General features: G+C 60.7%; 25 protein-coding genes. 8 read left to right on the top strand and 17 right to left on the bottom strand.

The genetic code is table 11. The annotated features are described in order from the left end of the window. Position 1: 1 nt before the first annotated feature. The 9 genes from HFX_RS12460 to HFX_RS12500 all read right to left on the bottom strand — a co-directional run bounded on the left by HFX_RS12460 (position 2) and on the right by HFX_RS12500 (position 9,535). Positions 2–2,494 (bottom strand): molybdopterin-dependent oxidoreductase, encoded by a 2,493-nt coding sequence (locus tag HFX_RS12460; RefSeq protein ID WP_004059619.1) that lies wholly within the window; start codon positions 2,492–2,494, stop codon positions 2–4. Further along, entirely contained in the window at positions 2,481–2,729 is a 249-nt protein-coding gene (locus HFX_RS12465) for a 4Fe-4S ferredoxin N-terminal domain-containing protein (protein ID WP_004059618.1), read from the bottom strand. Before HFX_RS12465 ends, HFX_RS12460 begins: the two co-directional genes overlap by 14 nt. Positions 2,730–3,065: 336 nt before the next feature. Beyond that, on the bottom strand, positions 3,066–5,555 hold the full coding sequence (locus HFX_RS12470) for a molybdopterin-containing oxidoreductase family protein (protein ID WP_004059617.1): 2,490 nt from the start codon (positions 5,553–5,555) through the stop codon (positions 3,066–3,068). After that, entirely contained in the window at positions 5,548–5,790 is a 243-nt protein-coding gene (locus HFX_RS12475) for a 4Fe-4S ferredoxin N-terminal domain-containing protein (RefSeq protein ID WP_004059616.1), read from the bottom strand. Before HFX_RS12475 ends, HFX_RS12470 begins: the two co-directional genes overlap by 8 nt. A gap of 142 nt (positions 5,791–5,932) precedes the next feature. Continuing rightward, on the bottom strand, positions 5,933–6,592 hold the full coding sequence (locus HFX_RS12480; RefSeq protein ID WP_179955341.1) for a helix-turn-helix domain-containing protein: 660 nt from the start codon (positions 6,590–6,592) through the stop codon (positions 5,933–5,935). Between the two features lie 184 nt (positions 6,593–6,776). Next, positions 6,777–7,616, bottom strand: coding sequence for a CPBP family intramembrane glutamic endopeptidase (locus tag HFX_RS12485; protein ID WP_004059614.1), 840 nt, complete (start codon positions 7,614–7,616; stop codon positions 6,777–6,779). A 303-nt stretch (positions 7,617–7,919) separates the two neighbouring features. Then, positions 7,920–8,657, bottom strand: coding sequence for a hypothetical protein (locus HFX_RS12490; protein WP_004059613.1), 738 nt, complete (start codon positions 8,655–8,657; stop codon positions 7,920–7,922). A 201-nt stretch (positions 8,658–8,858) separates the two neighbouring features. Then, a complete protein-coding gene (locus HFX_RS12495) occupies positions 8,859–9,188 on the bottom strand; it encodes a DUF7521 family protein (RefSeq protein WP_004059612.1) in 330 nt (109 codons plus the stop codon). Beyond that, the gene (locus HFX_RS12500; protein WP_004059611.1) at positions 9,188–9,535 is read right to left on the bottom strand and encodes a winged helix-turn-helix domain-containing protein; all 348 of its coding nucleotides are present in this window, start codon (positions 9,533–9,535) and stop codon (positions 9,188–9,190) included. Before HFX_RS12500 ends, HFX_RS12495 begins: the two co-directional genes overlap by 1 nt. 156 nt (positions 9,536–9,691) lie before the next feature. Between HFX_RS12500 and HFX_RS12505 the strand changes: the two genes are divergently transcribed. From HFX_RS12505 to HFX_RS12515, 3 genes are all read left to right on the top strand, one after another. Next, complete coding sequence (locus HFX_RS12505) at positions 9,692–10,567, top strand: hypothetical protein (protein WP_004059610.1); 876 nt, start codon at positions 9,692–9,694, stop codon at positions 10,565–10,567. A gap of 193 nt (positions 10,568–10,760) precedes the next feature. Then, positions 10,761–11,837 carry a CNNM domain-containing protein gene (locus HFX_RS12510; protein WP_004059609.1) on the top strand — a complete coding sequence of 359 codons (1,077 nt, stop codon included), beginning with the start codon at positions 10,761–10,763 and terminating at the stop codon, positions 11,835–11,837. A gap of 82 nt (positions 11,838–11,919) precedes the next feature. Further along, the gene (locus HFX_RS12515; protein ID WP_004059608.1) at positions 11,920–12,801 is read left to right on the top strand and encodes a universal stress protein; all 882 of its coding nucleotides are present in this window, start codon (positions 11,920–11,922) and stop codon (positions 12,799–12,801) included. A 10-nt stretch (positions 12,802–12,811) separates the two neighbouring features. Here the strand turns inward: HFX_RS12515 and HFX_RS12520 are convergent, their stop codons facing one another. After that, complete coding sequence (locus HFX_RS12520; RefSeq protein WP_004059607.1) at positions 12,812–13,846, bottom strand: sodium:calcium antiporter; 1,035 nt, start codon at positions 13,844–13,846, stop codon at positions 12,812–12,814. A gap of 118 nt (positions 13,847–13,964) precedes the next feature. On the opposite strand from HFX_RS12520, the gene HFX_RS12525 reads away from it, so the two are divergent. After that, positions 13,965–14,387: a hypothetical protein gene (locus HFX_RS12525; protein WP_004059606.1), complete on the top strand. Its 423-nt coding sequence runs from the start codon at positions 13,965–13,967 to the stop codon at positions 14,385–14,387. A 14-nt stretch (positions 14,388–14,401) separates the two neighbouring features. Here the strand turns inward: HFX_RS12525 and thiC are convergent, their stop codons facing one another. Beyond that, complete coding sequence (gene thiC / locus HFX_RS12530; RefSeq protein WP_004059605.1) at positions 14,402–15,817, bottom strand: phosphomethylpyrimidine synthase ThiC; 1,416 nt, start codon at positions 15,815–15,817, stop codon at positions 14,402–14,404. 187 nt (positions 15,818–16,004) lie between these two features. On the opposite strand from thiC, the gene HFX_RS12535 reads away from it, so the two are divergent. Next, the gene (locus tag HFX_RS12535; RefSeq protein WP_004059604.1) at positions 16,005–16,589 is read left to right on the top strand and encodes a YIP1 family protein; all 585 of its coding nucleotides are present in this window, start codon (positions 16,005–16,007) and stop codon (positions 16,587–16,589) included. A gap of 108 nt (positions 16,590–16,697) precedes the next feature. Here the strand turns inward: HFX_RS12535 and HFX_RS12540 are convergent, their stop codons facing one another. Next, positions 16,698–17,858, bottom strand: coding sequence for a multicopper oxidase domain-containing protein (locus HFX_RS12540; RefSeq protein ID WP_004059603.1), 1,161 nt, complete (start codon positions 17,856–17,858; stop codon positions 16,698–16,700). Between the two features lie 260 nt (positions 17,859–18,118). On the opposite strand from HFX_RS12540, the gene HFX_RS12545 reads away from it, so the two are divergent. Beyond that, entirely contained in the window at positions 18,119–18,493 is a 375-nt protein-coding gene (locus HFX_RS12545; RefSeq protein ID WP_004059602.1) for a winged helix-turn-helix domain-containing protein, read from the top strand. Between the two features lie 65 nt (positions 18,494–18,558). Here the strand turns inward: HFX_RS12545 and HFX_RS12550 are convergent, their stop codons facing one another. Then, positions 18,559–19,200, bottom strand: coding sequence for a helix-turn-helix domain-containing protein (locus HFX_RS12550; RefSeq protein ID WP_004059601.1), 642 nt, complete (start codon positions 19,198–19,200; stop codon positions 18,559–18,561). A gap of 157 nt (positions 19,201–19,357) precedes the next feature. Here HFX_RS12550 and HFX_RS12555 point away from each other — a divergent pair, with 157 nt between their 5' ends. Beyond that, on the top strand, positions 19,358–20,458 hold the full coding sequence (locus HFX_RS12555; protein ID WP_004059600.1) for a halocyanin domain-containing protein: 1,101 nt from the start codon (positions 19,358–19,360) through the stop codon (positions 20,456–20,458). An 84-nt stretch (positions 20,459–20,542) separates the two neighbouring features. Here HFX_RS12555 and HFX_RS12560 read toward each other — a convergent pair whose 3' ends face one another. After that, positions 20,543–20,893, bottom strand: coding sequence for a CGCGG family putative rSAM-modified RiPP protein (locus tag HFX_RS12560; RefSeq protein WP_004059599.1), 351 nt, complete (start codon positions 20,891–20,893; stop codon positions 20,543–20,545). 120 nt (positions 20,894–21,013) lie between these two features. Here HFX_RS12560 and HFX_RS12565 point away from each other — a divergent pair, with 120 nt between their 5' ends. Then, the gene (locus tag HFX_RS12565) at positions 21,014–23,299 is read left to right on the top strand and encodes a nitric-oxide reductase large subunit (RefSeq protein WP_004059598.1); all 2,286 of its coding nucleotides are present in this window, start codon (positions 21,014–21,016) and stop codon (positions 23,297–23,299) included. Between the two features lie 32 nt (positions 23,300–23,331). Here the strand turns inward: HFX_RS12565 and HFX_RS12570 are convergent, their stop codons facing one another. From HFX_RS12570 to HFX_RS12580, 3 genes are all read right to left on the bottom strand, one after another. Further along, complete coding sequence (locus tag HFX_RS12570) at positions 23,332–24,309, bottom strand: IS1595 family transposase (RefSeq protein WP_014732722.1); 978 nt, start codon at positions 24,307–24,309, stop codon at positions 23,332–23,334. Positions 24,310–24,708: 399 nt separating this feature from the next. Further along, positions 24,709–25,257: a halocyanin domain-containing protein gene (locus HFX_RS12575; protein WP_004059597.1), complete on the bottom strand. Its 549-nt coding sequence runs from the start codon at positions 25,255–25,257 to the stop codon at positions 24,709–24,711. A gap of 63 nt (positions 25,258–25,320) precedes the next feature. Further along, positions 25,321–26,451, bottom strand: a complete 1,131-nt coding sequence (locus tag HFX_RS12580; protein WP_004059596.1) for a TIGR04053 family radical SAM/SPASM domain-containing protein — start codon at positions 26,449–26,451, stop codon at positions 25,321–25,323. Positions 26,452–26,510: the final 59 nt, after the last annotated feature.

Raw genomic sequence — 26,510 nt, forward strand, 5'->3', positions numbered from 1 at the left:
ATTAGTCACCTCCTGCCCCAGCGACGGGTTTGTTGACCCCGGTCGGCTGGTTATCCGCGTATTTGCTCGTGTCGATATCGTCCGGGGCCGGTTCGACCTCGACCCGCACGTCGTAGAACGCGAAGTTGCCGGTCACTTCGCAGACATCGGTGTGCGTCAGGTCGTTGTGGTGGCCGCGAACGTAGTCGCTACCCCACCAACCCTGATCGGTGTTGACTAAGCCGGGTTGGATAGCTTCGTTCAGCTTCGCTTTGACGACCATCTCGCCGCGGTCGTTGTGGACGCGGACGTAGTCGCTGTCCTCGATACCGCGTGCCTTCGCATCTTTGGGGTTGATGTCGAGCTGCGGCTCAGGGTTAATCTCACGAAGCCAGTTTTGGTACTCGTACTGCGAGTGGATGCGCCACTTCGAGTGCTTCTGGATGAACGTCAGTGGGTAGTCGTCCGCAGTCTCCCAGTCGTCGGCGGTCCGACTCTCCATCGGTTTCGGGAATTCGAGGGAGACCCCGTTTTCCGTCGGCGCGTCTTCGTCGTATATCTCCAGCCGACCCGACGGCGTGTTGAACTCGCCTTTGAACTTGACCGTCGGGGTGTTGACCTTGACCGTACCTTGTCTCTTGAGCGTCTCGTAGTCGACGACGTCGTCGTGTTTCAACATCGTCTTCAGCGTCTCCGACTTGTCGCGGATGAAGTAGTCGCCGTACCCGAGCCGTTCGGCGAGGCGGACGAGCATCCAGTGGTCGGATTTCGCCTCCCACAGCGGGTCGTGTGCCGGCTGGCGATACATGATGTGCGGGTGGCCACCCCACGTCGTGACGACGTCCTCACGCTCGAACCAGTGCGACGCGGGCAGGATGATATCCGCGTGCTGGACGGTCGGCGTGTGGTGCATGTCCGCCACGGCGATGAGGTCGAGGTTCTTCGCCGCCTCCAGCCAGCGTTGTCGGTCGGGGAGCTGGTTGGCGATGAAGTTCGATTCCTGGGCGTACATCACCTTCAGTTGGTGCGGGTCGCCCGACTCCATGGCTGTGAGAATTTTTGTCTGTGGGAGGACGGTCGTGCCGGCGCCGTCTTCCACCGAGCCGTAGCCACCGTCGTTGTAGGAACCGCCTGCGGGGTGGCTTCCCTGAAGGCTCCCGTGGCGACCGTAGTCGCCGGTGAGCGCCAGTAGGATGGCGTACGCCTGCCCAAAGATATGACCGTACTTGTACCGGTCGATACCGTACCCAGACGCGATTCCGCCGGGGCCGCGGGTCGCAAGCCACCGTGCGGCCGTCCGGATGTTCTGGGCTTGGATGCCGACCTCGCTGGCGATTTCGTCCGGGTCGTAGTCGGCGACGAACGATTCGAGCATCGTCATGGCCGTCTGGCAGGTAACCCCGCCGACGGTGTACTCCCCGAAGAGCGCGTACTCGCCGTACGTCTCGGGTTCGAGTGCGACCGGTTCGCCCGTCGTTTCGTCGATGGCGACCGGGCGGTCCTCGGTGACGCCCTCGACGACCTCGCTCGCGTCGAGCAGTTTGCCGTTGTCCGAGCGGACAAGCGCCGGAGCGAGCGACCGCTCGCGGAGGAACTCGGTGTCGTAGGTCTCTTCGTCGAGAACAGTCTTGATCATCGCCAGCGTCAGCGGCGTGTCTTTGCCGGGTTTGACCGGCAACCACAGGTCCGCTTTGGCCGCGGTGTTGGTGAACACCGGGTCGACGCAAACGAGTTTCGCCCCGTTTTCGACGGCATCGAGGAGCTTCGACGCATCTTGCTGCAGTTGGCTGGCGAAGATGTCCGACCCCCAGACGATGACCGTGTTCGCGTTTTTCCAGTCGGCGACCTCGTTCGTCGGGACGTTGAAGAAACCGCCGCCGGAGAGGCGACGGAATCCGAGACCGACGTTGATGTCGATAGACCACGTCATCTGCGTCCCACCGAAGAGGGACGAGAGACGGCTCTGTATCGTCGCGCTGATACCGTTGTCACCGGAGCCGGTTTCGAAGTAGACGCTCTCGGGACCGTACTGTTCGCGCGCGTCTTCCATCTCCGACGCGATGTGGTCGAGGGCTTCGTCCCACGTGATGCGCTCGAATTCGGCGTCGTCACCGCGGCCCTCCGGGTTCGGGTCGTCCGGCGACCAACCGACACGACGCATCGGGTATTTCAAGCGCGTGGAGTTGTAGACGCGCTGTGTGTGAGACAGGCCGAGCGTACAGGCGCGCTTGTACCGCTCGTCTTCGGGAACCTGCGGTTCGATCTTTCGGACGCGTCCGTCGCGGACGTGCGCCTCTAACGGGCACTTGCCACGGCAGTTAGGGGCGCACGCGGTCTTGATGACCTCGTCCTGCCCGACGAAACTGTCGATGCCGGGGTTTTGCTGCGAGAACGGTTCGTCGCCCGTCTGGGCCAGCGACGAAATGTATCCGCCCCCGCCGAGGCCGAGTGCGACGGCGGCGGCGCTACTCGCCTTCAGGACGTCGCGGCGGTAGACACCATCACCGTCCGCCATCATCGAATCCCTCTGGACGCGTCGGGCGGCTGTCCTCGCCGAACTCGGCGAGGACCTCCTCGTGGTACTTCTCGTGGAACGCTTCGTCGGTTAGCTCGCCGTTTGAGACACGAATCGCGTCACGGGCCATGCGTAATCCTAAATCGGCGTCGTAGTCGACGCCGTCCAGAATCTGCTTGGCCTCGGCTTCCCACTCCGGGAGTGGTGTCAGTCTCGGCTGTTGGAGGTCCCTCATGGGTACACCTGAACTGACGGACTCGGGTCCGGTAGGCCGCTTGCTGCATAATGAAGCGGTTTATATACCGTCTTCGACGTGTGCGAACAATCGTCAGTGGCTTCACCGCGAGAAACGGGCCGTTGCGGTCGGTGAGAGACGAGTCGGTCAACGGCACTGGCACTCGAAGAGACCAGTCGCTCAGGAGAATGGGGGACCAGTCGATCAGGAGAACGAGAGACGACCAGACGACGGGAGAACTCGGCTTGTCTTCGAACGCGTGAATGGGGAGTGAGGAGGGGTGGGAGACGACCAGTTCACTCCCCGACGGCAATGATGCGATGTGTGCCGTTCCGATTAGTCACCTCCCACGCCAGCGCTCGACGCGTCAGCGCCGGTCGGCTGGTTGCCTTCGTATTTGCTCGTGTCGATGTCGTCCGGTGCCGGTTCGACCTCGACGCGCACGTCGTAGAACGAGAACGTCTTTCCGACGTCGCTCACTTCGTCGTGCGTCAGGTCGTTGTGGTGTCCTTTGACGTAATCCCGTGTCCACCATCCCTGGTCGGTGTTGACGAGACCGGGTTTCATCGCGTCGTTCAGCTTCGCTTTGACAACCATCTCGCCGCGGTCGTTGTGGACGCGGACGTAGTCGTCGTCCTCGATACCGCGCGCTTCGGCGTCTTTCGGGTGAATGTCGAGCTGTGGCTCCGGGTTAATCTCCCGAATCCACTGCTGATACTCGAACTGCGAGTGGAGACGGAACCGCCCGTGTTTCTGCATGAAGATGAGTGGGTACTCGTCGGCCCCCTCGTAGTCCTCGGCCGTCCGCGACTCGATGGGCTTCGGTAACTGGAGGTCGACGCCCTTCTCCGAGGGTGCGTCCTCGTCGTACAGTTCGATACGGCCGCTCGGAGTCGGGAACTCGCCGGTGTACTTGACGGTCGGCGTCCCGAGGTGTGCGGTCCCCCGTTCGCGGAGTTCGTCGAAGTCGAACCGGTCGTCGCCATCCGACATCGTCCGGAGGACCTCCCGCTTTTCTTCCGGGAAGTAGTCCCCGAAGCCGAGTTTCTTCGCGAGGTCGCGAATCATATAGTAGTCGTCGCGCGACTCCCAAAGCGGCTCTTGGACCTTGTGTCGATAGGTGATGTGCGGGTGGGACCCCCACGACGAGACGATGTCTTCGGTCTCGAACCAGTGGGCCGCCGGGAGGATGATGTCCGCCTGTTGGACCGTCGGCGTGTGGTGGATGTCTGCGACGACGAACATATCGAGATTCTCGATACCCTTGAGGTGGCGCTGGCGGTTGGGGAACTGGTTCCCCAGCATGTTCGACTCGATGGAGTAGACGGCCTTGATTTGTCGCGGGTCGCCGTTCAGCATCGCGTCGGCGTACTCGTGGAAGTAGAGCGTCTTCGAACCGGGCGCATCGTCCGGCGACCCCCACCCACCGGTGTCGAGCGATGCGCCGAGTGGGTGGTGGGCGTGAACGTTTCCGTGCTTCCCGTAGTCGCCGGTGAGCGCGAGCATAATCGCGTACGCCTGCCCGAAGACGTGGCCGTGGATGTACCGGCCGATTGCGTAACTCGGCGCGATACCGCCGGGGCCACGGGTCGCAAGCCACCGCGCAGCCTTCCGGATGTTCTTCGCGGGCACGCCGCTGATTTCGGCCATCTCCTCGACGGGGTAGTCGGCGACGTGTCCCTTGAGTCGAGACAGCGCCGTCTCGTACGATTTCCCGTCGACTGTGTACGTGCCGGTGAGGACGTACGAGCCGGGCGTCTCGGGTTCGAGCGCGACGAGTTCCCCGGTCTGTTCGTCTACGCCCACCGGTTTCGACTCCGTCACGCCCTCGATGACGCCCTTCGCGTCGAGCATCGTTCCGTCGGGGCCGATGAGTGCGGGCGCTGTCGTCCGCTTCCGGAGGAACTCGGTATCTTCGAGTCCCATATCGAGGACGTAGTTCATCATCCCGAGGATGAGGTGTACGTCCTTGCCGGGGTTGACGGGTAACCAGAGGTCGGCCTTCGACGCGGTCGTCGTGTAGACCGGGTCGACGACGACGAGCTTTCCGCCCTGTTCTTTCATATCGAGGAGCTTCGACGCGTCCATCTGGAGTTGGCTGGAGAAGATATCGGTCCCCCAAGCGATGAACGTCTTCGCGTTCTCCCAGTCTTCGGACTCGTTCGTCTGCGGGAGGTAGTACCCGTGTCCAGTGATTCTGTTGAACCCGCGGCCGACGTTGGCGTCGATAGACCACCCCGGCGTCGACCCACCGAAGAGGTTGGCGAGGCGGGATTCGACGGTGCTGTTAATCCCGTAGTTCCCGGAGCCAGCGTGGAACAGGACGCTCTCGGGACTGTACGTGTCTTTGACGCGGGTCATCCCTTCTGCGACGAGGTCTAACGCCTCGTCCCACGTGACGCGCTCGAACTCCGCGTCCTCACCGCGGCCCTGCGGGTTCGGACTGTCCGGCGACCAGTCGACCCGCTTCATCGGGTACTTGAGTCGCGTCGGGTTGTAGATACGCTGGGTGTGACTCAGACCGAGTAGACACGCCCGCTTGTACCGCTCGTCTTCGGGCACCTGCGGTTCGATTTTACGGACGCGCCCGTCTCGGACGTGGACCTCTAACGGACACTTCCCACGGCAGTTGGGTGAACAGGCGGACTTGAACACCTCGTCCTGCCCGACGAAACTATCGATGCCCGGGTCTTTCTGTGAGAACGGTTCGTCATCGGTCTCGGCTAGCGATGAGATGTAGCCCCCGCCACCGAGGCCGAGCGCGACGGCGGCGGCACTACTTGCTTTCAGTACGTCTCGTCGATACACGCCGTCACCGTCACTCATCGTCGAAACCCTCCGGTCGCGTCGGGCGGCTGTCCTCGCCGAACTCGTCGAGGACCTCCTCGTGATATTTCTCGTGGAACGCTTCGTCGGTTAACTCGCCGTTTGAGACGCGAATCGCGTCACGGGCCATTCGTAATCCAAGGTCGGCGTCGTAGTCGACGCCGTCCAGAATCTGCTTGGCCTCGTCCTCCCATTCCGGGAGTGGCGTCAGTCTCGGCTGTTGGGGGTCCGTCATAGGTACAGTCGAGATGAGGTATTCCGGTCCAGTAGGGAAGTCGCTGCATAATGAAGTAGTTTATAACCACGCTATGCGGCGAGAAGCCATAGCACAGAACGATTGAGACGCATACTGACACTCGAATCGTCGTGCAATGCAACTAGGTCTGAGACGAGTCGGCAGAATCGAAGACGGCCCTCGTAAGCTTCGATTCGACGGCGTTCAGTCGCTGTGAGAGCGCCGACTTCGAGATTTCGAGGGTCGCCGCAAGCGTTTCGAGGTCTGTCCGCCGTGGCGTCTCGTAATAGCCTTCGCTGACAGCAATCATCGCGGCCTCTCGTTGTTTCTCCGTGAGGTGCGAGAGGTCGATTGTGGCCGTCGGCGACGCAGTCGCCGCCGTCGACTGCTTGGTCGTCAGACGTCTGAGTGAGACGCGCTCGGCAACAGCATCGAGCCGTTCGATAAGGTCGTTGATAATCGACCGCTCGGAGAGGAACGTCTCGATAATGATACCGGACGAATCGGCACGCTGGATACGAGGGACACAACCGACTTCACTGAACGCGAGGCAGAGACACGATTCGTCGACCGATGTCGTCGAATGGACAACGTGAGAATCGCCGGCTTCACCGTGAATAGTGACTTCCGCGTGGCACGTATCCTGGGTAATCTGATTGTGTACGTCCTCGACGGTCGAGTCCGGATGCGACAGCGGACAAGCGCACTCCTCTGCAAGTTCAATCTCCAACAGAACTTGAAGCGATTGCTCCCGCGAAGGTACTGGCTTTGAACGCGTTGACCCCGTCTCAGAATCCCCCATCGTAACCAGAAGTCGACAGTGTGGTATTAAATATATTGTGTTGATTTGAAAAATACAGTAATGATAGAGTGCGATATGAGCTAGGAACAGAATAAATGTCTACTCTATAACCATTGTAGTTTACAAATTATGAATATCCAATTGTAAACAATATGTGCGTCTATTGGTTTCGTTTCGTGCGTCCTCAGGCGCCGGGTGCTCCGACATACACTTGGCCAATGTATAGAACCCCGAACAACGTCGCGTTGTACAGGCCGTGGACCAGCGAGGGGACGACGATATTGTCGGAGTATTCGTACACGGTTCCGAAGGCGAGCGCCGGGACGAGCAACAGCCCGATTGTCACGAGTCGGGCGCTGGCAGCGCCCGTCAGTGCGACGTAGTGAATCGAGGCGAACAGAAGACTGGTCAACCCGATTGCGAGTACGGGCCCGAATCGCTCGCGGAGCCGGCCCTGAACGACACCCCGGAACAAGAGTTCTTCACCGGGGCCGATTAGCAGAATCGAGGCGGGAACCAACAACAGCAGAATGTGTGGGTGTTCCAGCCCGGTGGTGGCGGCGCTGTTTGCTGCGCCTTCGAGGCCGAGTTGTGAGATTGTGTAGCCAGCAATCCCGATTCCGACGAACGTGAGAACGTAGGTTACAACGACGGCAAGCGCCTCGCGGGTCGAGGGCACGCGAGCGGGGATTCGGAACTTCGACTGCCGGACCCACGACCGGTCGCCGACGACTGTTGCGAGGAACTGGCCGACGTAGTGTCGAGCGCCGGCGTAGGTCAGTGCCGTCGCGAAGCAGCCGACCCCCTGTGTCGTAATCAACCCGATGACGATGAGCGCCGTCGGGGTGAGTTCGTATCCAGCTACCGAAAGCGCCAAAATCGAAATCACCGAGAGGAATGCACCGAGAGCTAATCCGCCAGCACCGAGAAACGTCCCGCTGAGCACGGGCAGCAGAAGGCCAAGAATGCGGTCCAAAAGACCGGGGACCGACTCAGCGTCTCCCGATTTTTGATAGGAGGACATACTAGTCAACACGGACTTACTTGTGAAATATGGGACTTCCGTTTTTCCGGGTCAGAAAATTGCGCTCAGGGTTCATGTGGACCCACGGTATCTGTGTAATTGCCGGGTACGCGTCCCCCCGCTGACCCGACCCCCTCCATACGCCTTTGGATACCTCCCCCCGGTATCCAACCCGTTTTCAGCGTCTGGAGCGACAGTAGCAACACGTTCGCCGGAGATTTCGGAATTCTGTTATCGCATCTGAAGGGACGGGCGCGACGAACCCGCCGGACGCCAAAAAGAAAGCGGGGACCAGAGTGGTGCTTAAATCGCTTCAGTAGTCGCTGCGGCTGACCGCTCGTCCCGGAGTTGGACGAACGCCTCCGCGATGATACCGAGGCTGAGCACCGAGAAGGGGAGGAACACGAGCGCGGAGAGGATAGTCGAGGCGGCCGGAGAGAGCATGGAACCGATGGAGAACAGCACTCCCAGGACCCCACCGATAACGCCGATAACAACGAACAACAGGAACAATCGGAGCCAGTTACCGCGGGTCAGCGACCAACTGTCTCCGAGCGCCGCGACGAAGTTCTCGTCCTCGACGGCGATGTAGACCGTCATGAAGACGAACGCCAGGTACGCGATGATGCCGGGGATGACGAGTATCGAGCCGATGACAACGAGAGCGCTATAGACGATGCCACCGACGAACAGGTTGACGATTGCAAGCGGGATGTTCCGCGTCAACAGGTCGTTCGGAATCGTGCGTTCGTAGCCGCCGACGAGGATTCGGGTTGCGACCAGCGCCATATACTGGAGCACGAGGAATAGAACAAACGTTAGCACAGCGAGAACCCCAAGAGGAAGGTCGACACTTAGCACCCCAGGTGAGGCATCAGCAGCCTCGGGAGCGAATTGCGCAACCCCTTGTACGAAGAGGCTATTGAACGAGACCTGCCAGATGAGCCCGACAACGGCGTATGCGGCTATGAGCAGGAGTCCGTTTCGCGTCGCGACACGACGGAATCCGCCTTTGATGGAGGTTGTAACGTTGAGTGACACAGAAGAATAGATACTGCAATGATAGTTAAGCAGTCGCCCTTTTTTCTGAGTCAGAAAACCGATGAGGATATTGATACCTGTTCACCGCCTCAGGTGGGTTGTTGGCCGTGTTGCCCCACGCTGGCCAACAGCCCCTGCCCGATTCGTTCTTCTCCCTTCTCTCTCCCGTTCTCGACTATCGTCCGTGCTCTCGTACTCATCTCACCTGATTGAGAGTGAATACAGAATCACTCCAAGCCCACACACCTCGACAATCCGCCCCACGATTGGGAGGTAGTATGTGTATACAATCGGTTCTGCGCCGAGGAGTTGCCCGACTGACGCCCCAGCAAGCGAGATACCAAACGGGATGACAGTCAGCAGTGCAAATCCGATTGCGAGATAGAGCATCGGTTGGCTCTGGTTGCGACGATAGCCACGGTACGCCTGAAACACGATGAAAAGCCCCATTGCGATTGCGACGAGCGTGATGCCGAGGAGTACGAGATAGGCGGCGTAAACCGATGCGGAGTCAGCGTGGAGAGGAATCATTAGAGACCCTCCCACATGTCGGTAAAGCGGTCGGCGACGTCGGGCGCGGGCTTGGTTTCGATAGAGAGTTTGAGCTCATCGTCTTCGAGTTCGATGGTGAGTCGTTCGAGGCGGGCCTCGTAGACGCTGTAGTGGTGGCCGTCTTTGACCACCTCCGTTTGTTCCTCGAGGAGGCCACACTCGATGAGGCGGTCGGCACGTCGATAAATCGTCGGCAAGGACGCATCGCATGCGTCACTCAGGGCTTTAGCTGACATCGGTTCGGCGTTGGTAGCAGTGAGAATCGCGCGTGCGTACTCATCGTCGAGGAGTGCGTACACGTCGGTTGCGCGAATATCCTCACTCACAGAAACGCATCTACTGGATTCGAGTTGAAATAGGTGGCTGGTTTTCTCGCCCAGAAAACCGGACGTGAAACACGGATGAACTGACGCAGTACCCTCTAGCGTCTGATAGTGCGTATCTCGATACGGTTAACACCACGACTTGTGTGCCTTCCCAGTATGGCTCTTCACGTCCGCCATGCAATCCGCGAGGGACTCGCTCGCGGAACTGCGCGCAGCGGTATCATTCTCATGATACTGTTCTTTCTTGGAACGGCTATCCAGACGGTATTCGTCTGGCTTGCCACCTCGACGTACCTTCCGCTTGGGACGGTTGCGACACCTCCAGAAGCGATTGGTTCCGACTTACCGCTCGCTGGGACAGAACTACCGAAAGCGCTCGCCTTTCAGGCGTCGATCGTTGCGAGTTTCGTCGGTGGACTCCTGACCATTCCGGTTCAAGTCGTCGCACACCGGACTCTCGTAAGCGACTGGCGTGAGAGCATCCCCGAGGAGTTCGTCCTGTATCGACTCGGTCGAGCGACCCTTCATCTACTCCTTGGGTCGTGGATTACGTTCGTCCTCGGTGCGATTATCTTCCTGCTGTCGGCCGGTATCGGCGTTGCGGGCGCGGCGGCCGTCACGACCGTTACGGCATCCGACTGGCTGGTGGCGACGTGGCCCGGACGCGGCCTGTTGGTGGTCGCCTCGCTCGTTCTCCTCCTGCCGACGGCCGTCTTCGGCATCGGTGTCGCCTTCTTTAGTCAGGAGGTTGCGATTCGCGACAAGGGCGTTCGTGGCGCACTCGTCGGAAGTTGGCGGCTGACCCGTGGGCACCGACTCCGACTGGGCGTGCTCATTTTCGTCCCGCTTGTGATACACGGCATTCTTGGCATGGTCTTGTCCCTGTTGGCGACCGGTGCACTCTCACAGGGCATCGTCGTCGTAGAGACTGCAATCGCGACCGTACTCATACAGGGTATCATGGCGGTTGCGTACCTCGAAATTAGTGGGATTAATCCAGATACGGAACTCACAACCACGCGAGTCCGCTAACCTCAAAATAGAGACCCGCTCCCTCGGAGCACAGAGACGTCGTCCACACAAAGTTGCTATCCCTGGAACACAGACTGCAACGCAACTTTTCATCGGTTCAGAAGACAAAGCCCAACTAGTTCTATTGTCCCTCCGAGATACCCGCCTACCCCACCAAGCACTTACCGGCGGGCCGTGTAGTTCAAGCACACTGATGAACGGCATCGAGCTTTCGAGTCGATTGCTCGTTGGACTGCTCCTCATCCTCGTCAACGGATTTTTCGTCGCCATCGAATTCGCGCTGACGCGGGTCCGTCAGTACCCAGAAGCCGAGTTCGACAAGCCGGGGCTCCGGCGGGCGTGGGAGATGACGAACGACCTCGAAATCTATCTGACGAGCTGTCAGGTCGGAATTACGGCGTCGAGTATCGCCGTCGGTATCGTCGCCGAGCCTGCGCTCGCAGCGTTGTTCGAACCGTACTTCGAGTCGACCATTCTCGCGTCGGTCGGCGCTGGTGGCATCATCGCCTTCGCCATCATCAACCTCCTGCATCTAACACACGGTGAACAGACGCCGACCTACCTCGGCGTCGAACGAACGAAATTCGTCACCCGCTACGGGGCCACGCCGCTGTACTGGTTCGCAAAGCTCATCTCGCCGCTTATCTCACTCGGAGACTCCGTCGCAAAGTGGACGCTCAAACTGTTCGGCGTCGAGATGACCGGCGCGTGGTTGGAAGCCGAAACAGACGCCATCGAATCGCGCGCGGACCTCAGAAACCGAATCGGCTCCGTTCTCGACCGCGGTGACCTCTCCGACGAACGCCGCGAAGAAGTCCTCAACGCCCTCTCCGTCGACGAACAATCGGTCGGCGACGTCATGGTTCCGACCGAGGAAATCGTCTCGCTTTCGACCGCAGACACCATACAGGAGAACATCGACCGTATCGGCGGGAGCCCCCACACGCGCTTCCCGCTCGTCGGCGACGACCACGAGGAGTTCCACGGTATCGTCTACGTGCCGACCGTCGTCGACAACATCGACGAACTTCGGGCGGGCAACGTGACGCTACGCGATATCGCCACGCCGCCGATGACGCTCTCAGCGGAGACATCGATTAGCGAGGCAATCGACCAGTTCCAAGCCGCGAGCCAGGAGTTGGCGCTCGTTCTCGACGGCGGCGAAGTGACCGGGTTGCTGACCGCGACCGACGCGTTCGAGGCCGTCATGGGCGACCTCGAAGACCCACTGGACGTACGCCACAGCGCACCGGTTGCGAGCCATACCTGAGAGTAACAACACAGCTACCGTCCTTACCATGCGCTGGCGACCATCCTTCCATATTTTGTAGCTACACTGAGAACTGTGAACTATGTTTGACCGCCTGCTCTTTCCGACAGACGGCAGTCGTGGGTCCGAGGCAGTCCTCGAACACGTCCTCGATATCGCCGAGATGCACGGGGCTGCGCTCCATCTACTGCACGTCGCGCCGCCCGAACCGGAACGACGCCCCCAACCCGACGACGAGGCCACGAGTCGCCGTGCCACCGAGGGTGAGAAATTCGTCGACGATGCGGCCGCCCGTGCGTCACAGACCGATGTCGAGACGATAACCGAAGTTGTACATGGCGAACCGTATCAGGAGATTATCAACTACGGGGAGACGAACGATATCGACCTCATCGTCATGCCGACCCACGGGCGGAGCGGGCTGAGTCGCCTCTTGCTTGGGAGCACGACAGAGCGCGTCGTCCGCCGCTCGGATGTACCCGTGCTCACGGTACGCCCGGATGAACAATCTGCACTCTCGTATCCGTACGAGCATATTCTCACGCCGACCGACGGAAGTCCGTGTGCGAACGCCGCGGTCACGCTCGGGAGCGAACTCGCGGTGGCGACCGAGGCGGACATCCACGGGCTTTCAGTCGTGAATGTTGCGTACTTTGGTGCGGATGTTCGGGGACCGGTTCTCGTCGAGGAGTTCGAAGAACGCGCCGAACGTGCAGTGAGCGAGGCTATCGACATCGCGACGGAGACGGGTGTTGCGAACGTCACCGACGCTGTCGAGCGTGACGTCTCGATTCATCAGGGTGTGCTCTCGTACATCGACGACCACGATATCGACCTCGTGGTGATGGGAACACACGGTCACACGGGATTCGACCGCTACATGCTGGGGAGCGTCGCCGAAAAGCTGCTCCGCACGTCGCCGGTACCCGTCTTGACCGTTCGCGAACCGAAACGAGAAGAGTAGCAGCGGGCGGTTAGTTTTGAATCAGATTTGTCAGCCCGATTGTTTCAGTGACAATCCACGCGACGAACACGAGGTACGAGAGCATGAGCCCGTAGGCCTCGCCTCGTGTGAGCGATAAGTCGGTTCGGAGCATACCGAACAGGAGAACCGTTGCGAGCGTCAGCACACCCAACATCGGGACAGCGACGGCGAAGTCGACCGGGACGCTGCCGACGATGAGGACGCCCACGGGGATGGCAACGAGCAGGTCGAAGGTGTTCGACCCGAGGACGTTTCCGAGGCTCGTCGCGCTGTTTCCGTTCGTCGCGGAGCGGACGCTCACGAGCGTGTCGGGAAGACTCGTCGCCGCAGCAATGATGGTAATACCAGAGAGGAACGTCGGGACACCGAAGGTCCTGCTGAGCGATTCGACGCTACCGACTAACAGGTCGACGCCGACGAGGATAATCAGGAGACCGACGAGCAGTCGACCCCACTCGCGGGCGATGCCGTCGTCGACGCCCTCGCCGCCGCCGTCGTAGTCGCTCACGTCCTGCCACTGAATGAAGAGGTAGAGTCCGTAGAGAAACAGCGGGATGAGTGCGAGCGGACGGGTGATTTGGCCGGTGAGCGGTGGAGCGTTCGGCTCGGGGAAGTAGATGACGGCAAGCGAAAACGTGACCACGAGTGTAGCGACGGCGACCATGTAGAATTGCGCCTCCTTGTAGACGACGAGACGGCTGGTTTCGAGGTCGCCTTCGGAGGCGAGTCCCGACAGCGCCGGAATCACGAGAATGTTGAAGATGGCGGACCCGACAATTGCGCCGACACCCATGTCGAAGACACCGGCGGCCGCAGCGATAGTGACGCTTGCGAACTCGGGGAAACTCGACCCAAGCGCGACGATAATCGAGCCTTGAACCACTGCTGGCAGGCCGTAGTGGGTCGCGAGGTGGTCCGCAGACTCTTCGAGCCACCCGCTGCCGAACCAGATGAGGCCGGGCGTAAGGAGAACCACGAGGACGTTCACGAGCGGAGACGAGGGGACGAAATCGCCGAGGACCATCGAGGTAGCAATTCAAACACGGAGAAAATGAAGCCACCGACACGTCGCGGAAATATCCGATTGCACGCTGTTCGCTGTTCGCCGCAACGTATTAGTAAGTGACACCCACACAACATTTATGGCAGTGAGAGGTGGGTCCCGGATTCGGCGTCTCCAGCAAGGACTCGCCGTCGGCGTTTTCGGGGTTCTCATCGCACTGTTCACCATTCCGCCTGTGCGTCTCTCGCAGTTGTCGGCGACGACACTGGGAGGGGTCGTAATCGGTGGTGGGATATGGGTTACACCAGCCCTCCTGAGCGTGGTTTCCCTCACTCAGGTTCGTGCCGCCGAACGCAGTATCGCCTCGGTCGTCATCGTCGGACTGAGTTTCGTGACGCTCGGACTCACGCTACTGAACGTTCGGACACTCGTCGTCACCGAGGAATTCCTTCGGTACGGCGGGAAAGGGGCGTTCGTCGGACCATTGATTGCCCTCGTGACTGGCTGCCTGCTCGGCGGTGTGGTGCTCCTCGGTGAGGCGGTCTCGTCCACTTCGGACTGAGGGTTTTCGGCCCTTTAGTCGTCGGCGTGGCTGTGTTCGTGTTCGTGGTCGTGTTCCGGCGTGAACGTGACGCCGTTGATTTCGATTTCCTCGGGGACGCCGCTCGTGTCGTGCGTGCCGACCGGGGGAAGGTTCGCCTCAGCAGCTTCGGACACGTTCAGGTCCGTCTCGGATTCGATTTCCGACATCTCGCCGTCGGCGTCGCGGGCGTCTTGGTCGATGCGCATCGAACAGAACTCGACACCACACATCGAGCAGAACCGCGCTTCCTTGTAGTTGTCGCCGGGCAGCGTCTGGTCGTGGTACGACTGGGCGCGTTCGGGGTCGAGTGCGAGGTCGAACTGCCGACGCCAGTCGAACTGGTAGCGTGCCTCCGAGAGCGCGTCGTCCCAGTCGCGAGCGCCCGGCAGGTCGTTGGCGACGTCGGCCGCGTGGGCGGCGATTCGGTACGCGGCGAGTCCCTCGCGCACGTCCTCTTGCTCGGGAAGTCCGAGATGTTCTTTCGGCGTCACGTAACACAGCATCGCGGCCCCGGAGCGACCCGCTTCGGCCGCTCCGATAGCGCTCGTAATGTGGTCGTAGCCGGGAGCAACGTCGGTGACGAGGGGACCGAGGACGTAGAACGGCGCGCCGTCACAGACCGCCTGCTGTCCTTCGACGTTGTCCGCAATCTCGTCCATCGGAACGTGTCCGGGGCCTTCGACCATCACCTGAACACCGTGGTCCCACGCGGTCCGGGTGAGTTCGCCCAGCGTTTCGAGTTCGGCAAACTGCGCGTCGTCGGATGCGTCGGCGAGACAACCCGGCCGAAGCCCATCGCCGAGTGAGAAGGTCACGTCGTGCTCGGCGAAGATGTCACAGATCTCTTCGAACTTCGTGTACAGCGGGTTCTGCATGCCGTTTTCTTCCATCCATTGTGCGAGGATAGACCCGCCGCGAGAGACAATTCCCGTCTTCCGGCCGTCGGTCAAAGGCAAGTGTTCCATCAACACCCCGGCGTGAATCGTCATGTAATCGACGCCCTGTTTGGCCTGCTTTTCGATGACATCGAGCAGCAGTTCGTGGGTGATTTCTTCGGGGCTTTCGGCGCGTTTGACCGCCTCGTAAATCGGGACCGTCCCGACCGGAACGGGCGAATATTTGATGTTCGCTTCCCGGATTTCGTCGAGGTTCGACCCCGTCGAGAGGTCCATGACGGTGTCGGCCCCGTAGTGAACGGCCGTGTGAAGTTTTTTGAGTTCCCCTTCGAGGCTGCTCGTCTCCTCGCTGTTGCCGATGTTGGCGTTGACCTTCGTGGAGAACTCCCGCCCGATAATCATCGGGTCGAGCGACTCGTGGGCGTGGTTGGCCGGGATAACGGCCTGCCCGTTGGCGACTTGCTCCCGGACGAACTCGGGGTCACGGTTCTCACGCTCTGCCACGCGTTCCATCGCCGGGGTTACCTGCCCGTCGCGGGCACGCTGCATTTGAGTTGACGCCATTAACCACCTAGTTATACCACTAGCTGATAATCTTTATGACAAGCGGCTCTGAGCGTTGTGTAGGTTGCTATCACTGGTAGTGATTGGTTCCCGACCACCCAAATAGATAATTGGTTGACAATACAATCAGTCAGTAATGCCCTCCACACCGCTTTTTGCCCCACGCGAGTTTTTCGAACAGCACACGCCCTCGTTCGCTGGCGCTGTACTCATCCTGTATCTCACCGGGGTCGTCGCCGTCGCAAGTGGTCTCCCCTTCCTGTCGCAGTTCAGCGACGCCGACTTCTCGGTGGGTATCCAAGTCGTCGCGGTCCTGCTCGGCGGCGGAATCGGCGCGGCCGGTATCTGGGTCGTTTCGACCGCCTTGGTGTACATCCTCTCACGAGTGGCCGGTGGCGTTGGCTCGGTTACGAGCACTGTGGTGACTGTTGGTTGGGTTGCGTTGCCGCTGTTACTCGTGAATACGATTTCGACAGCGACGGTCTGGGTTCTTCACCTCACCGGTGGACTCCCAACCACTACGCCGACACAAACGCAGCTTCCGGAGTGGCTCGTCCTGCTCAACACCGTGACTGGGTTCGTTGGATACCTGTGGATTGGCTACATACTTACGTATGCAATTCACGATGTACACGACCTCACAGTCCGACGGGCGGCCGCTATCTCGGGAGTCGTGATTCTGGTCCCTCTGTTGAGTAGCATCTCCACTCTCGTTTCCTAAAAAGCGACCCACCACACCCTCGAAAGCCCGTGAACCCCTCCCTCGGACGCTTCACGTAGATGGGTATGGCTGCCAAAAATGAACGACTCGGGGGACAGTCCCCGCGAGTTATTGCGGTTCGTAGCCCGCGTAGTCCATCAGTTGCGAGAAGATATCGCTCTTCATCGCTTCCTTGTAGACGACGCCGCCGAGCATGCCGCCGGGGTAGAAGTCCCCGTTCATCACGTGGTTCACCTTGTGGCAGTGCATCAGGTAGATACCCGGCTCTGAGTCGGCAGTGAACTCGATAGTATGGCGCTCCGCAGGTGCGATATTCGTCACGTCTTCCTCGTAGCGCGCGGCCTCGGGGATGACCCCACCATCCTTCTCGACGAGTTGGAAGCGGTGGTTGTGGATGTGCATCGGGTGGCTCATGTAGCCCGCGTTGACGTAGTGAAGCCGGACTTTGTCGCCGTGTTCGACGATAATCGGTGAGCCATCTTCGGGGTGGAGCGTCCGCGGGGCGCTCTTCCCGTTGACGGTGAACACGTCGGGCTTGCGGTTACGCGGGTCGTAGCTCACGTCCTCGCCAGCCATCTGCCGGGGAAGCCGCGAATCCCAGTCTCTAACCGTCATGAAGTACTCCTTGTCGGCCGGTTCGTAGCCCTTCGGGTCGACACGGAAGATACCGTACATCCCCATCTCGATGTGGCGATGGGTCTGGTAGTGGCAGTGATAGAGGTGGGTGCCGGGAACGTTCGCCGGGATGGTGTAGGTGTGTTTCTCGCCCGGGTCGACGCGGATACCCGTCGTCGTCGGTACGCCGTCGTCCTTCCACGCCTTTTGCGCACCGTGGAAGTGGACCGTGTGAGGGCGCATCCCGTCGGTGTTATCGAGCGTCACTTCCATGTCGTTGCCCTCGGTCGTCCGGAGAATCGGACCGGGAACGCTCGGGTCACCGTCGTCAGCACTGAATGCCCACACCTGCGGTAACTCGACAGGGCCGCCCATCGACTCGCCGGGGTGGACGGCGTGGCGTGCTGGTGCGCTCTTGAGCGTCACTTTGCCGCCCTGGTCGTCAACCTGAACCACCTCGGGCGGGCTGGTGTACGGCAGCGCCGAGTTGTCAGTTGCCGCCGTCGTTGTATCATCGGTACCGACTGCTGCATTCGAATCTTCGTTCGTGGGCGCAGTACAGCCAGCGAGACCAAAGATACCTGCCCCGCCGGTCGCAGCGAGGAACTCGCGACGCGACATCGTCGAACCGGGTGCACCGACGTATTTTCTCATTACAACCGGTCGTTAGCCCAGGGTATCGGTATAACGCTCGTCTGTTCCCAGGCCTCAGGAATAATTCGAACATGTTCGGGGGCGACGATACATTCCGAGAGGGAAAACAGGTCAAGTGAGATTACCTGTCAGAACCGACGGCCAATCGTTCGGCGTGTTACGCCACTGGACCACACACCTTTCCCACTAGCTGAGGATATACCGACAGCGCGATATGGATTGCGAGCAGAGTACACCCGTACACCCGAGGAACTGAGTCGATGTCTACGAACCCTCTCTCTGACGCGCTCGAACCGGATTTTCAGACCGTGTTCGACGCGCTCACGAGTCAGCAGTGTCGGACAGTCCTCAGACACCTCGACAGTCCGATGACCGCCAGCGAAATCGCGGATACCTGTAACCTTCCCCGGTCGACAGTGTACCGGAAACTCGAACAGATGGTCGACGCCGGGTTACTCGATAAGCGCGGCGACAAACGGGAGGCCGCGCAGTACGCACTCGGGTTCGACGAAGTGGTTGTGACACATACTTCGGGCGAACTCGACCTGTCAGTCTCTTCGCCGTCGCGGTCGGCGTCAGACCAGCTCTCACAACTCTGGTCGGAAGTCAGGAAGGAGACGGGACAGCGGGAGTAGTCAGGAAGCGAGACAACGAAATAGCAGAGAACCACGACTACGGAAGCGTTGGCCTGGCGGCACACTCAATCTAACGTGATGTCGTCCCGCGTGAGGAACGCTTTCATGACTTTTCCCTCGGCACGGTGGAGTTTTTCGCTCGTCGTCGACTTCGCCAGACCCACGGTGTCGGCCAGTGCTGTGAGTGTACACGTACGCGGCGTGTCGTAGTACCCCTCCGAGACTGCCGTTTCGAGGAGGTCGTACTGGTCGTCGGTGAGAAGCGACTCCGTGCTGACCGACTGGTGAATCGAGACGAGGTCGAACGGGATACCGAACTGGGTAAGCTGTTTTCCTAACTCCGAGAGGCTCTCTCGGGGTGCCGTAACCTCGACGATAACCTCGCTATCGACAATCGTAATCGGGAGTTCGAGCGGGATGCCGACCTCACTCAAGGTGAGAATCAACAACGGCTCGGTCGTCTCGAACTGGACCAACGCTTGGTCGGGTTGCGCTTCGAGAATCGTCACCGAGACGACCGAGTCGTACTCGTCGATTGTCGTAACGATTGGCTCGATATCGTCCGCGTGTATCTCGACGAGTCCGACACCCGTCTCTTCGGCGGGCATGGCTGCGAGGACGGTGAACTCGGCGTCGGGGTACCGACTGGAGAGGTCGGAGACCCAAACCACGTCGGGGAGACTGAGAGAAAGTGTTGCCCTGGGCATCTGTATATGGTCCTTTCCCCCTACCGAGACAAAAACATTCGCGAACATGTTCGGGATATTTCCACGTTTCGGGAACAACCGGTTCGGGTATTCATGTATAGCCCAACAGTTCAGGTGTCGAGCGAGGTTGCCCACCATCCTCGCCGCGGTACCATTCATGACGACAAACGACTCCACAAACCCGACGCTCGGACGACGAAACGTACTACGATTATTTGGCGGCGCTGTCGTCACCGGGTCCGCACTGGGGAGCGTCGCGGAGACCGCGCAAGCGCAGGCGAGCGGTGCCAACCTCGACAGTTGGTTCGAGAAGACCTCGAACTACGACGGCATCGTCGACAAGACCGGGTCGTCGTCGGTGACGGTCACTGTCGGGTCGCAGGCGAACAACGGCGCATTCGGGTTTGGCCCCGCGGCAGTTCGCGTCGACCCCGGCACGACCGTCGTCTGGGAGTGGACCGGGAAAGGCGGCGTTCACGACGTGACGGCCGACGACGGCTCGTTCGGGAGTGAACTCGTCGGCGATGCGGGCCACACGTTCGAACACACCTTCGACAGCGAGGGCGTCTACAAGTACGTCTGTTCTCCCCACGCAGCCTTGGGGATGAAAGGGGCAATCGTCGTCGGCAACGCCGCGGCAGGGTCGGCCGCGACGACGCAGTCGAGCGAAGAGACGGAGCAGGAGGAAACTGAAGAGACTGCCGAGCAATCCAGCGGAGAGGACGTCGACCTCAACACATGGTTCGAAAACACGTCGAACTTCGACGGCGTCGAAGGTCAGACCGGACTGAAGCGGGTGACGGTCGAAGTCGGGACCCAAGCGAACGACGGGGCATTTGGCTTTGGGCCGGCGGCGATTCGCGTCTCCAAGGGGACGACCGTCGTCTGGAAGTGGACCGGCAACGGCGGGTCCCACAACGTCGCGGCGACGGACGGGAGCTTCAAATCCGAACTGGTCAGCGACAGCGGGCACACGTTCGAACACACCTTCGACGAGACGGGGACGTACAGATACGCGTGTACGCCGCACGAGACGCTCGGTATGAAGGGCGCAGTCGTCGTGAGCGACGACGAAGGCGGTTCCAACGCGCAGGTCGCCGAACCGTTCGACGACCCGGAGACGGAGCGACTCGGTGGACTGGCACTGGCCGGAACGTTCGGTGCCGCAATCACCTCGCCGGCGCTCTTCGGCGCGTTCCTCTGGTTCAAGGACCGCGGCAACGACGGTGAGTCGTACCCGAAGCAAAAATCAGAGTAAACGGGGACGGCTCGCTACAAAACCAGTGACATAACTCGACACGAACCGTCGAACAATCGCTGACTCAATTCTGCTCCAGCGCAATTAGGCAACGTAGACACGGGTGACGTGTCCACCGCAACCGCACTGTTGGATGTACTCGAACTCGATTGCTGTGTCACAGTGCTGTGAGAGCGCGTCGTAGAGGTACGTCCGGGGGTGGCCGTGGTCGCCGTGTGTGACGAGGTTGACGTGGTTGCCGGGAACCGTGTGTTCGATTGCATCGAGTGCCTGCTCGACGACGAGGTCGCGGTCGGCGGCGTGCTGCGGTTTTTCGAGGTTCGCCGACCACGAGTTGTCGTGTCGCCGCTCCGTTACCGGGTCCGGTTCGTCGTGGTCGTGGCCCGCGTCGGTTGCTTTCCCGCTGCTCTCTCCGTGTTCATCTGGGGAGCTCATCACAGTCTGAAGTAACGGCACACCAACCAAAGAGCGCAAAGGCGAACATGTTCGACCCGCCTGACGGACGACGAGAACTGTCGTATGCACCCTATAGGTAGCCTTCGAACCACATCTTGTATGGAACTCAAGCGTAAGACCATCGCGAAGGTGATCGCCGTCGTGTTCATCTTCAACCTCGTCGTGATGGGTGCCGGTGCCTGGTTTGCATACCAGGAGGCACCGCCCATTCCGGAGAAGGTTGTCGGTCCCGACGGCGAGGTCATCGTCAACGGCGAAGAGATTAGAGACGGAAAGAAAGTCTTCCAACAAAACGGCCTGATGAACCACGGGTCGATACTGGGCAACGGGGCGTACTACGGTGTGGATTACACCGCCGACGCGCTCGAATTGAAAGTCCAGTACATGCGGGACTATTACGCCCAAGAGCGCCACGGCGAATCGTACAGCGCGCTCGATTCCGCGACGCAGGCCGCCATCGCCGATGTCGTCGAAAAGGACCTCGACGGCACGTACGAAGGCGGTGCTATCGAGTACTCCGAAGCGGAGCGATACGCCCACGAACAGGTCCGCCAGGAGTACGTTCAGCGCTACCACGAGGGCGACCACGAGCGCGGCGTCCCCGTCGGAATGATCGACAGTGAGGCCGAAGCCGAACAGTTCGCCGACTTCGCCATGTGGACGGCGTGGTTCTCGCACACCGACCGACCCGGGAGCACCCACTCCTACACGAACGACTGGCCGTACCAACCCGGTGCCGGGAACGACGCAACGGCCGCCTCGATGACGTGGAGCGTCATCGCCATGGTGCTTCTCGTCGCCGGCGCGGGGCTCGGAATTTGGCTCTACAAGTCGGTTGAACTCCCCGAACCGTCCGCGGAGGGGATTTCGGTTCCCGAGCCGGGAGAGGTGAGTATCTTCCCGAGCCAGCGGGCAGCACTCCGGTTCATCCCGGTGGCAGCGGGGTTATTCGTCGCGCAAGTACTCCTCGGTGGGTTACTCGCGCACTTCTACATCGAACGGGCCGGGTTCTTCGGTATCGAGACGCTATTCGGCATCCACATCCTGCAACTGCTTCCGTTCTCGATTGCGAAGACCTGGCATATCGACCTCGCCATCCTCTGGATTGCCGCGACGTGGCTCGGGGCCGGGTTGTTCCTGCCACCGCTCTTGACCGGCTATGAACCACGGAAACAGTCGACGTACATCAACGGCTTGCTCGGTGCTATCGTCGTCGTCACCCTCGGCGGTCTCGGTGGTATCTGGCTCGGCGCGAACGGCTACATCGACGGACCGCTCTGGTGGATTCTCGGCAACGAAGGTCTCGAATACCTCGAAGTCGGGAAGCTCTGGCAGTTCGGTATCCTCGCCGGCTTCCTCATCTGGGCCGGACTCGCGGTTCGCGGGTTGAAGCCACTCTTGGACAAAGAACCGGTGTACGGACTGGCGCACATGATTCTGTACGCCGGTGGCTCGATTGCCCTCCTGTTCACCGCCGGGTTCCTCTTTACCCCCGATACGAACATCGCCGTAACGGAGTTCTGGCGCTGGTGGGTCGTCCACATGTGGGTCGAAGGGGCCTTCGAGTTCTTCATCGTCGCCATCGTCGGCCTGACGCTGGTGTCGATGAATCTCCTCTCGCGCCGGAGCGCCGAGAAAGCGGTCATGCTGCAGGCGCTCCTCGTGATGGGGACGGGCATCATCGGCGTCTCGCACCACTACTGGTGGGTCGGGATGCCCGATATGTGGGTCCCGCTCGGAAGCGTCTTCTCGACGCTCGAACTCATCCCGCTGGTGTTCATCCTCTATGAGGCACTCGGCCAGTACCGCACCATGTCGACCGGCGAGAACTTCCCGTACCGCCTGCCGTTCATGTTCATCATCGCAAGCGGTGTGTGGAACTTCGTCGGCGCGGGCGTCCTCGGATTCTTCATCAACCTCCCGCTCATCAACTACTACGAACACGGGACGTATCTCACCGTAGGACACGCCCACGCCGCGATGTTCGGCGCGTTCGGGTTCCTCGCGCTCGGGATGGTCACGTACATGCTCCAACTCTCTATCGACCCCGCGCGCTGGGACGGGTCGTGGCTCCGCGCCGCGTTCTGGTGTTGGAACGTCGGTCTCGTACTGATGGTGTTCGTCTCGGTGCTCCCGGTCGGATTCCTCCAGTTGGAGACGGCGTTTACCGGAAGCTACGCCGCCGCCCGGAGCCTCGCCTTCTACAACCAGCCGATTATTCAGACGCTGTTCTGGGCGCGACTCCCCGGTGACACGCTCATGATTCTCGGGACGGTCATCTACGCCGCCGACCTCGTCAGAAAACGGTTCGTCCTCCGTGAGTCGTCGGACGACCCGAGCGTCGAAGACATGGCCGTGGCCGAGGGTATCCTCGGCGACGACTGAGAACGCGGTTCGTCAGACTTCTTTTTTCGCTCTTATGTAGAACTGTGGAGTGACCCCGTAGCAAGGCAATCGACGACGATTTCGAGGGATGCGCCGACCAGATTCAGCGAGCGAATGAGCCCGAAGGTGTGAGCGGCCTGCTCCAAGCCCTGCTTGGACAGGCCGCGAAACTTCCGCAGCCACGGTTTGACTAGCGAGAAGAGGCACTCGACTTGGTTGATGTGGACGCCGTCGGCCGAAACGTACCGTTCGTCGTGGATAACGGTTCGGTGGTCGTACTCCATCTCTCGATACGCTTGGAGTCCATCAGTCCAGACCTCTCCCAGCCGCTGGGAGAGGTCTTCAGCCTCTTGCAGTACCGGTTCGAGGTCTCCCTGGTAGCTGATTCCAAGGTGACCGCGAATCACCCGAAGCACGTCGCGGCACGCCGCGACGAGCGTTATCTGGTCTCCGTGACGGCCCTTCCATCGTGAGCGCCCCGATCGGGACGACCCGCCGCGGTACCGACTGGTCCGCGGCGGGTCTTGGCCTTTGTAGCCTGAACAGACCGTGCTCGATTCGTCGATTTGCGTTGGGCCCGAGATGGAGTGTTGGAATTGCTCCCAGACGAGGGGGAAGCCGCGCGTGACCGCGGCTTCCACCTCTCGAATCGCGTAATAGACGGTCTTGTACGCCCTGTCGAGCACAACCGCGATTTGAGAGATACTGAGCAACGTGTCTGCATAGAGGAGGTACGCGAGAAGCACCTCTCCGGTGGTGAGGTGCTTCTCGTGGAAGGGCGTGCCATAGGTGTAGACCGGTTTAAAATCGCAGTTTCGGCAGATAACGCGGTCGGACGACTCCCACGTGTGAATGCTGGGGTGGCCGCAGCGAGGACACGTGGTATACTCCCAGAACTCCTTGAGTCGCCGCTCAATGACGGCATCGAGCGGCTCGGTGTCCAACTCGAACAATCCAAGATCAACGAGCTGGCGAAGCATTCCACCGAACGCTGGCTGAGTCTGAGGCATAACCTCATGATTTCGGCTCGTTCACCGTAACTACACGGTCGTTCCTCAGCTCTACATAAGAGCGTCTTTTTTTGATGCGACGTGGAGGCAAACTCATGCTGAGTGACCGCTATGCCGAACAGCAGTCGGCCTCTATTCTCGCATCGAGAGTATCTTCGGAGGCGCGAGGGGGCCTTACAGAACTAGCACCACGACGTGAGTCTACATTGGCATTGACCAAGAACAGCCGACTGGAGGAGAGCCACTCCACTCACTGAGCATCCCTCACGGGTTGCCGCAGTACCGGCGAACGAGGGTCACGAAAGCAATCCGGAACGCGGAAAACTGGAACGGCGAAAAGAGAAGGGACAGGCCGGTCACTGAAGAGCGACCCTCAGGAACACTCGATTCGGACGCTGCCTACTCGACGACCACCGCGCCTTTCATGCCGAGCGTCTCGTGAGGGACACAGGAGTACGTGAACGTCCCCGCTTCCTCGAAGGTGTGTTCGAACGTGTGGCCCGAATCGCCGACCATCTCGGATTCGAACGCCCCGTCCGTCTCGACGACGTTGTGTGACCCGCCGTCGCCGGTCCATTCCCAAGCGACGGTCGTTCCCTTCGAGACGCGAATAGCGGCGGGACCAAACCCGAACGCCCCGCCGTTGGCCTCCACCCCGACATCGACCGTAACCGTGTCGGAACCGGTCTTGTCCACGACGCCGTCGTAGTTCTTGACGCCGTCGAACCACCCGTCGAAGGACTGTTTCGCTGCGTCCCCGCCAGCGCTGTCTCCGCCGGACTCCGCCGGTTCCGTTGTCGCAGCCGGTTCGGACTCGGCCTGGTTCTGGCCCGAGTCAGCCGATGCGCTACTGTTCGAACCCGTACAACCGGCGAGTGTCGCAGAGAGGGATGCGGTTGCAGCGAGTGCGGTAAAGCGCCGTCGCGTGAGTGTACGTTCGTGCGTCATCGTTTGCTCGTCAGTGTCGACCGATGCAATCGATTATCCCGAACATGTTCGTACCCAGTCTCATCAGTCGCTACTCGCTCGTCCAGTCGGCATAGGACCGGTGTATCCCTCGGGGACGTACGCACAGAGCGGGTCGCTCGCGTGCGGGTCGCCCGTGTGGGCGTAGGCACGTGACCTGCTTCCACCGCAGATGTGGCGGAACTCGCAGGACCCGCACTTTCCGCGGAGGTTGTCGCGGTCGCGGAGCGCTCGGAACAACTCGCTTTCTCTGTATCCCTCGACGAGTCCGCCGTCGCGGACGTTCCCGACCGATTTCGGGAGGAAGCCAGACGGGAACAGCTCACCGGTGTGGCTGACGAACGCGAAGCCGTCGCCTGCGGAGATGCCGAGCCGCCGACCGATGCCGTCGTTCGACGGGGCGTCGATAGAATCCCGCCGCTGTTGAATCGAGACGCGCCGGTAGTGTGGTGCTTCGGTCGTCTTCACGCCGAAGGGAGCGTCGTCGCTCACCGCCGAGAGCCACTCCATAACCTCCTCGGCGTGGTCAGGAGTCAGCGGGTCGAGGACGCGGCCGCGACCCACGGGAACGAGGAAAAACACCGACCACAGCACCGCGCCGAGGTCCGCCACGAGGTCGCGAAGGGCTGGTAGTTCGTCGACCGTTTGGGCACAGACGGTCGTATTTATCTGAAGCGGAATACCGGCGTCGCGGGCCGCCCGTGCCGCTTGGACCGTCTGCTCGAAGCTCCCGTCGACACCTCTGAAAGAGTCGTGTGCCGATGCGGACCCGCCGTCGAGGCTCAACGCGAGACGCTTGATTCCCGCGTCGCCCAGTTGGCTGACCGTCTCCGGCGTCAACGACGTTGTCCCACTGGGCGTCAACGTCATTCGAAGCCCCTGTTTCGTCCCGTACTCGACGAGTTCCGTGAGGTCCGGGCGTGTGAGCGGGTCACCCCCGGAGAGGACGACAAGTTGTCCCGGTCCGAACTCGCTCGCCTGGTCGAGCAGTCGCTTGCCCTCTTCGGTCGTCAGTTCCTCGGGATGACGCAGCGGATTCGCGTCCGCCCGGCAGTGGTTACAGGCCAGATGGCAGGCCTGCGTCACCTCCCAGATGAGGACGAACGGTCGTTGCGTCGTATCGATGTTCGACGGGTCCGGTGCGGCGGATTTCGGTGGGCGTTGTGGTCGAGTCATGAGTCGTTCTGGACAGGGCAGTCGTCACCGCGCTCCGAGCGGAACGTTTCGGACGGTTC

The organism is Haloferax mediterranei ATCC 33500 (assembly GCF_000306765.2).
Classification (GTDB): domain Archaea; phylum Halobacteriota; class Halobacteria; order Halobacteriales; family Haloferacaceae; genus Haloferax; species Haloferax mediterranei.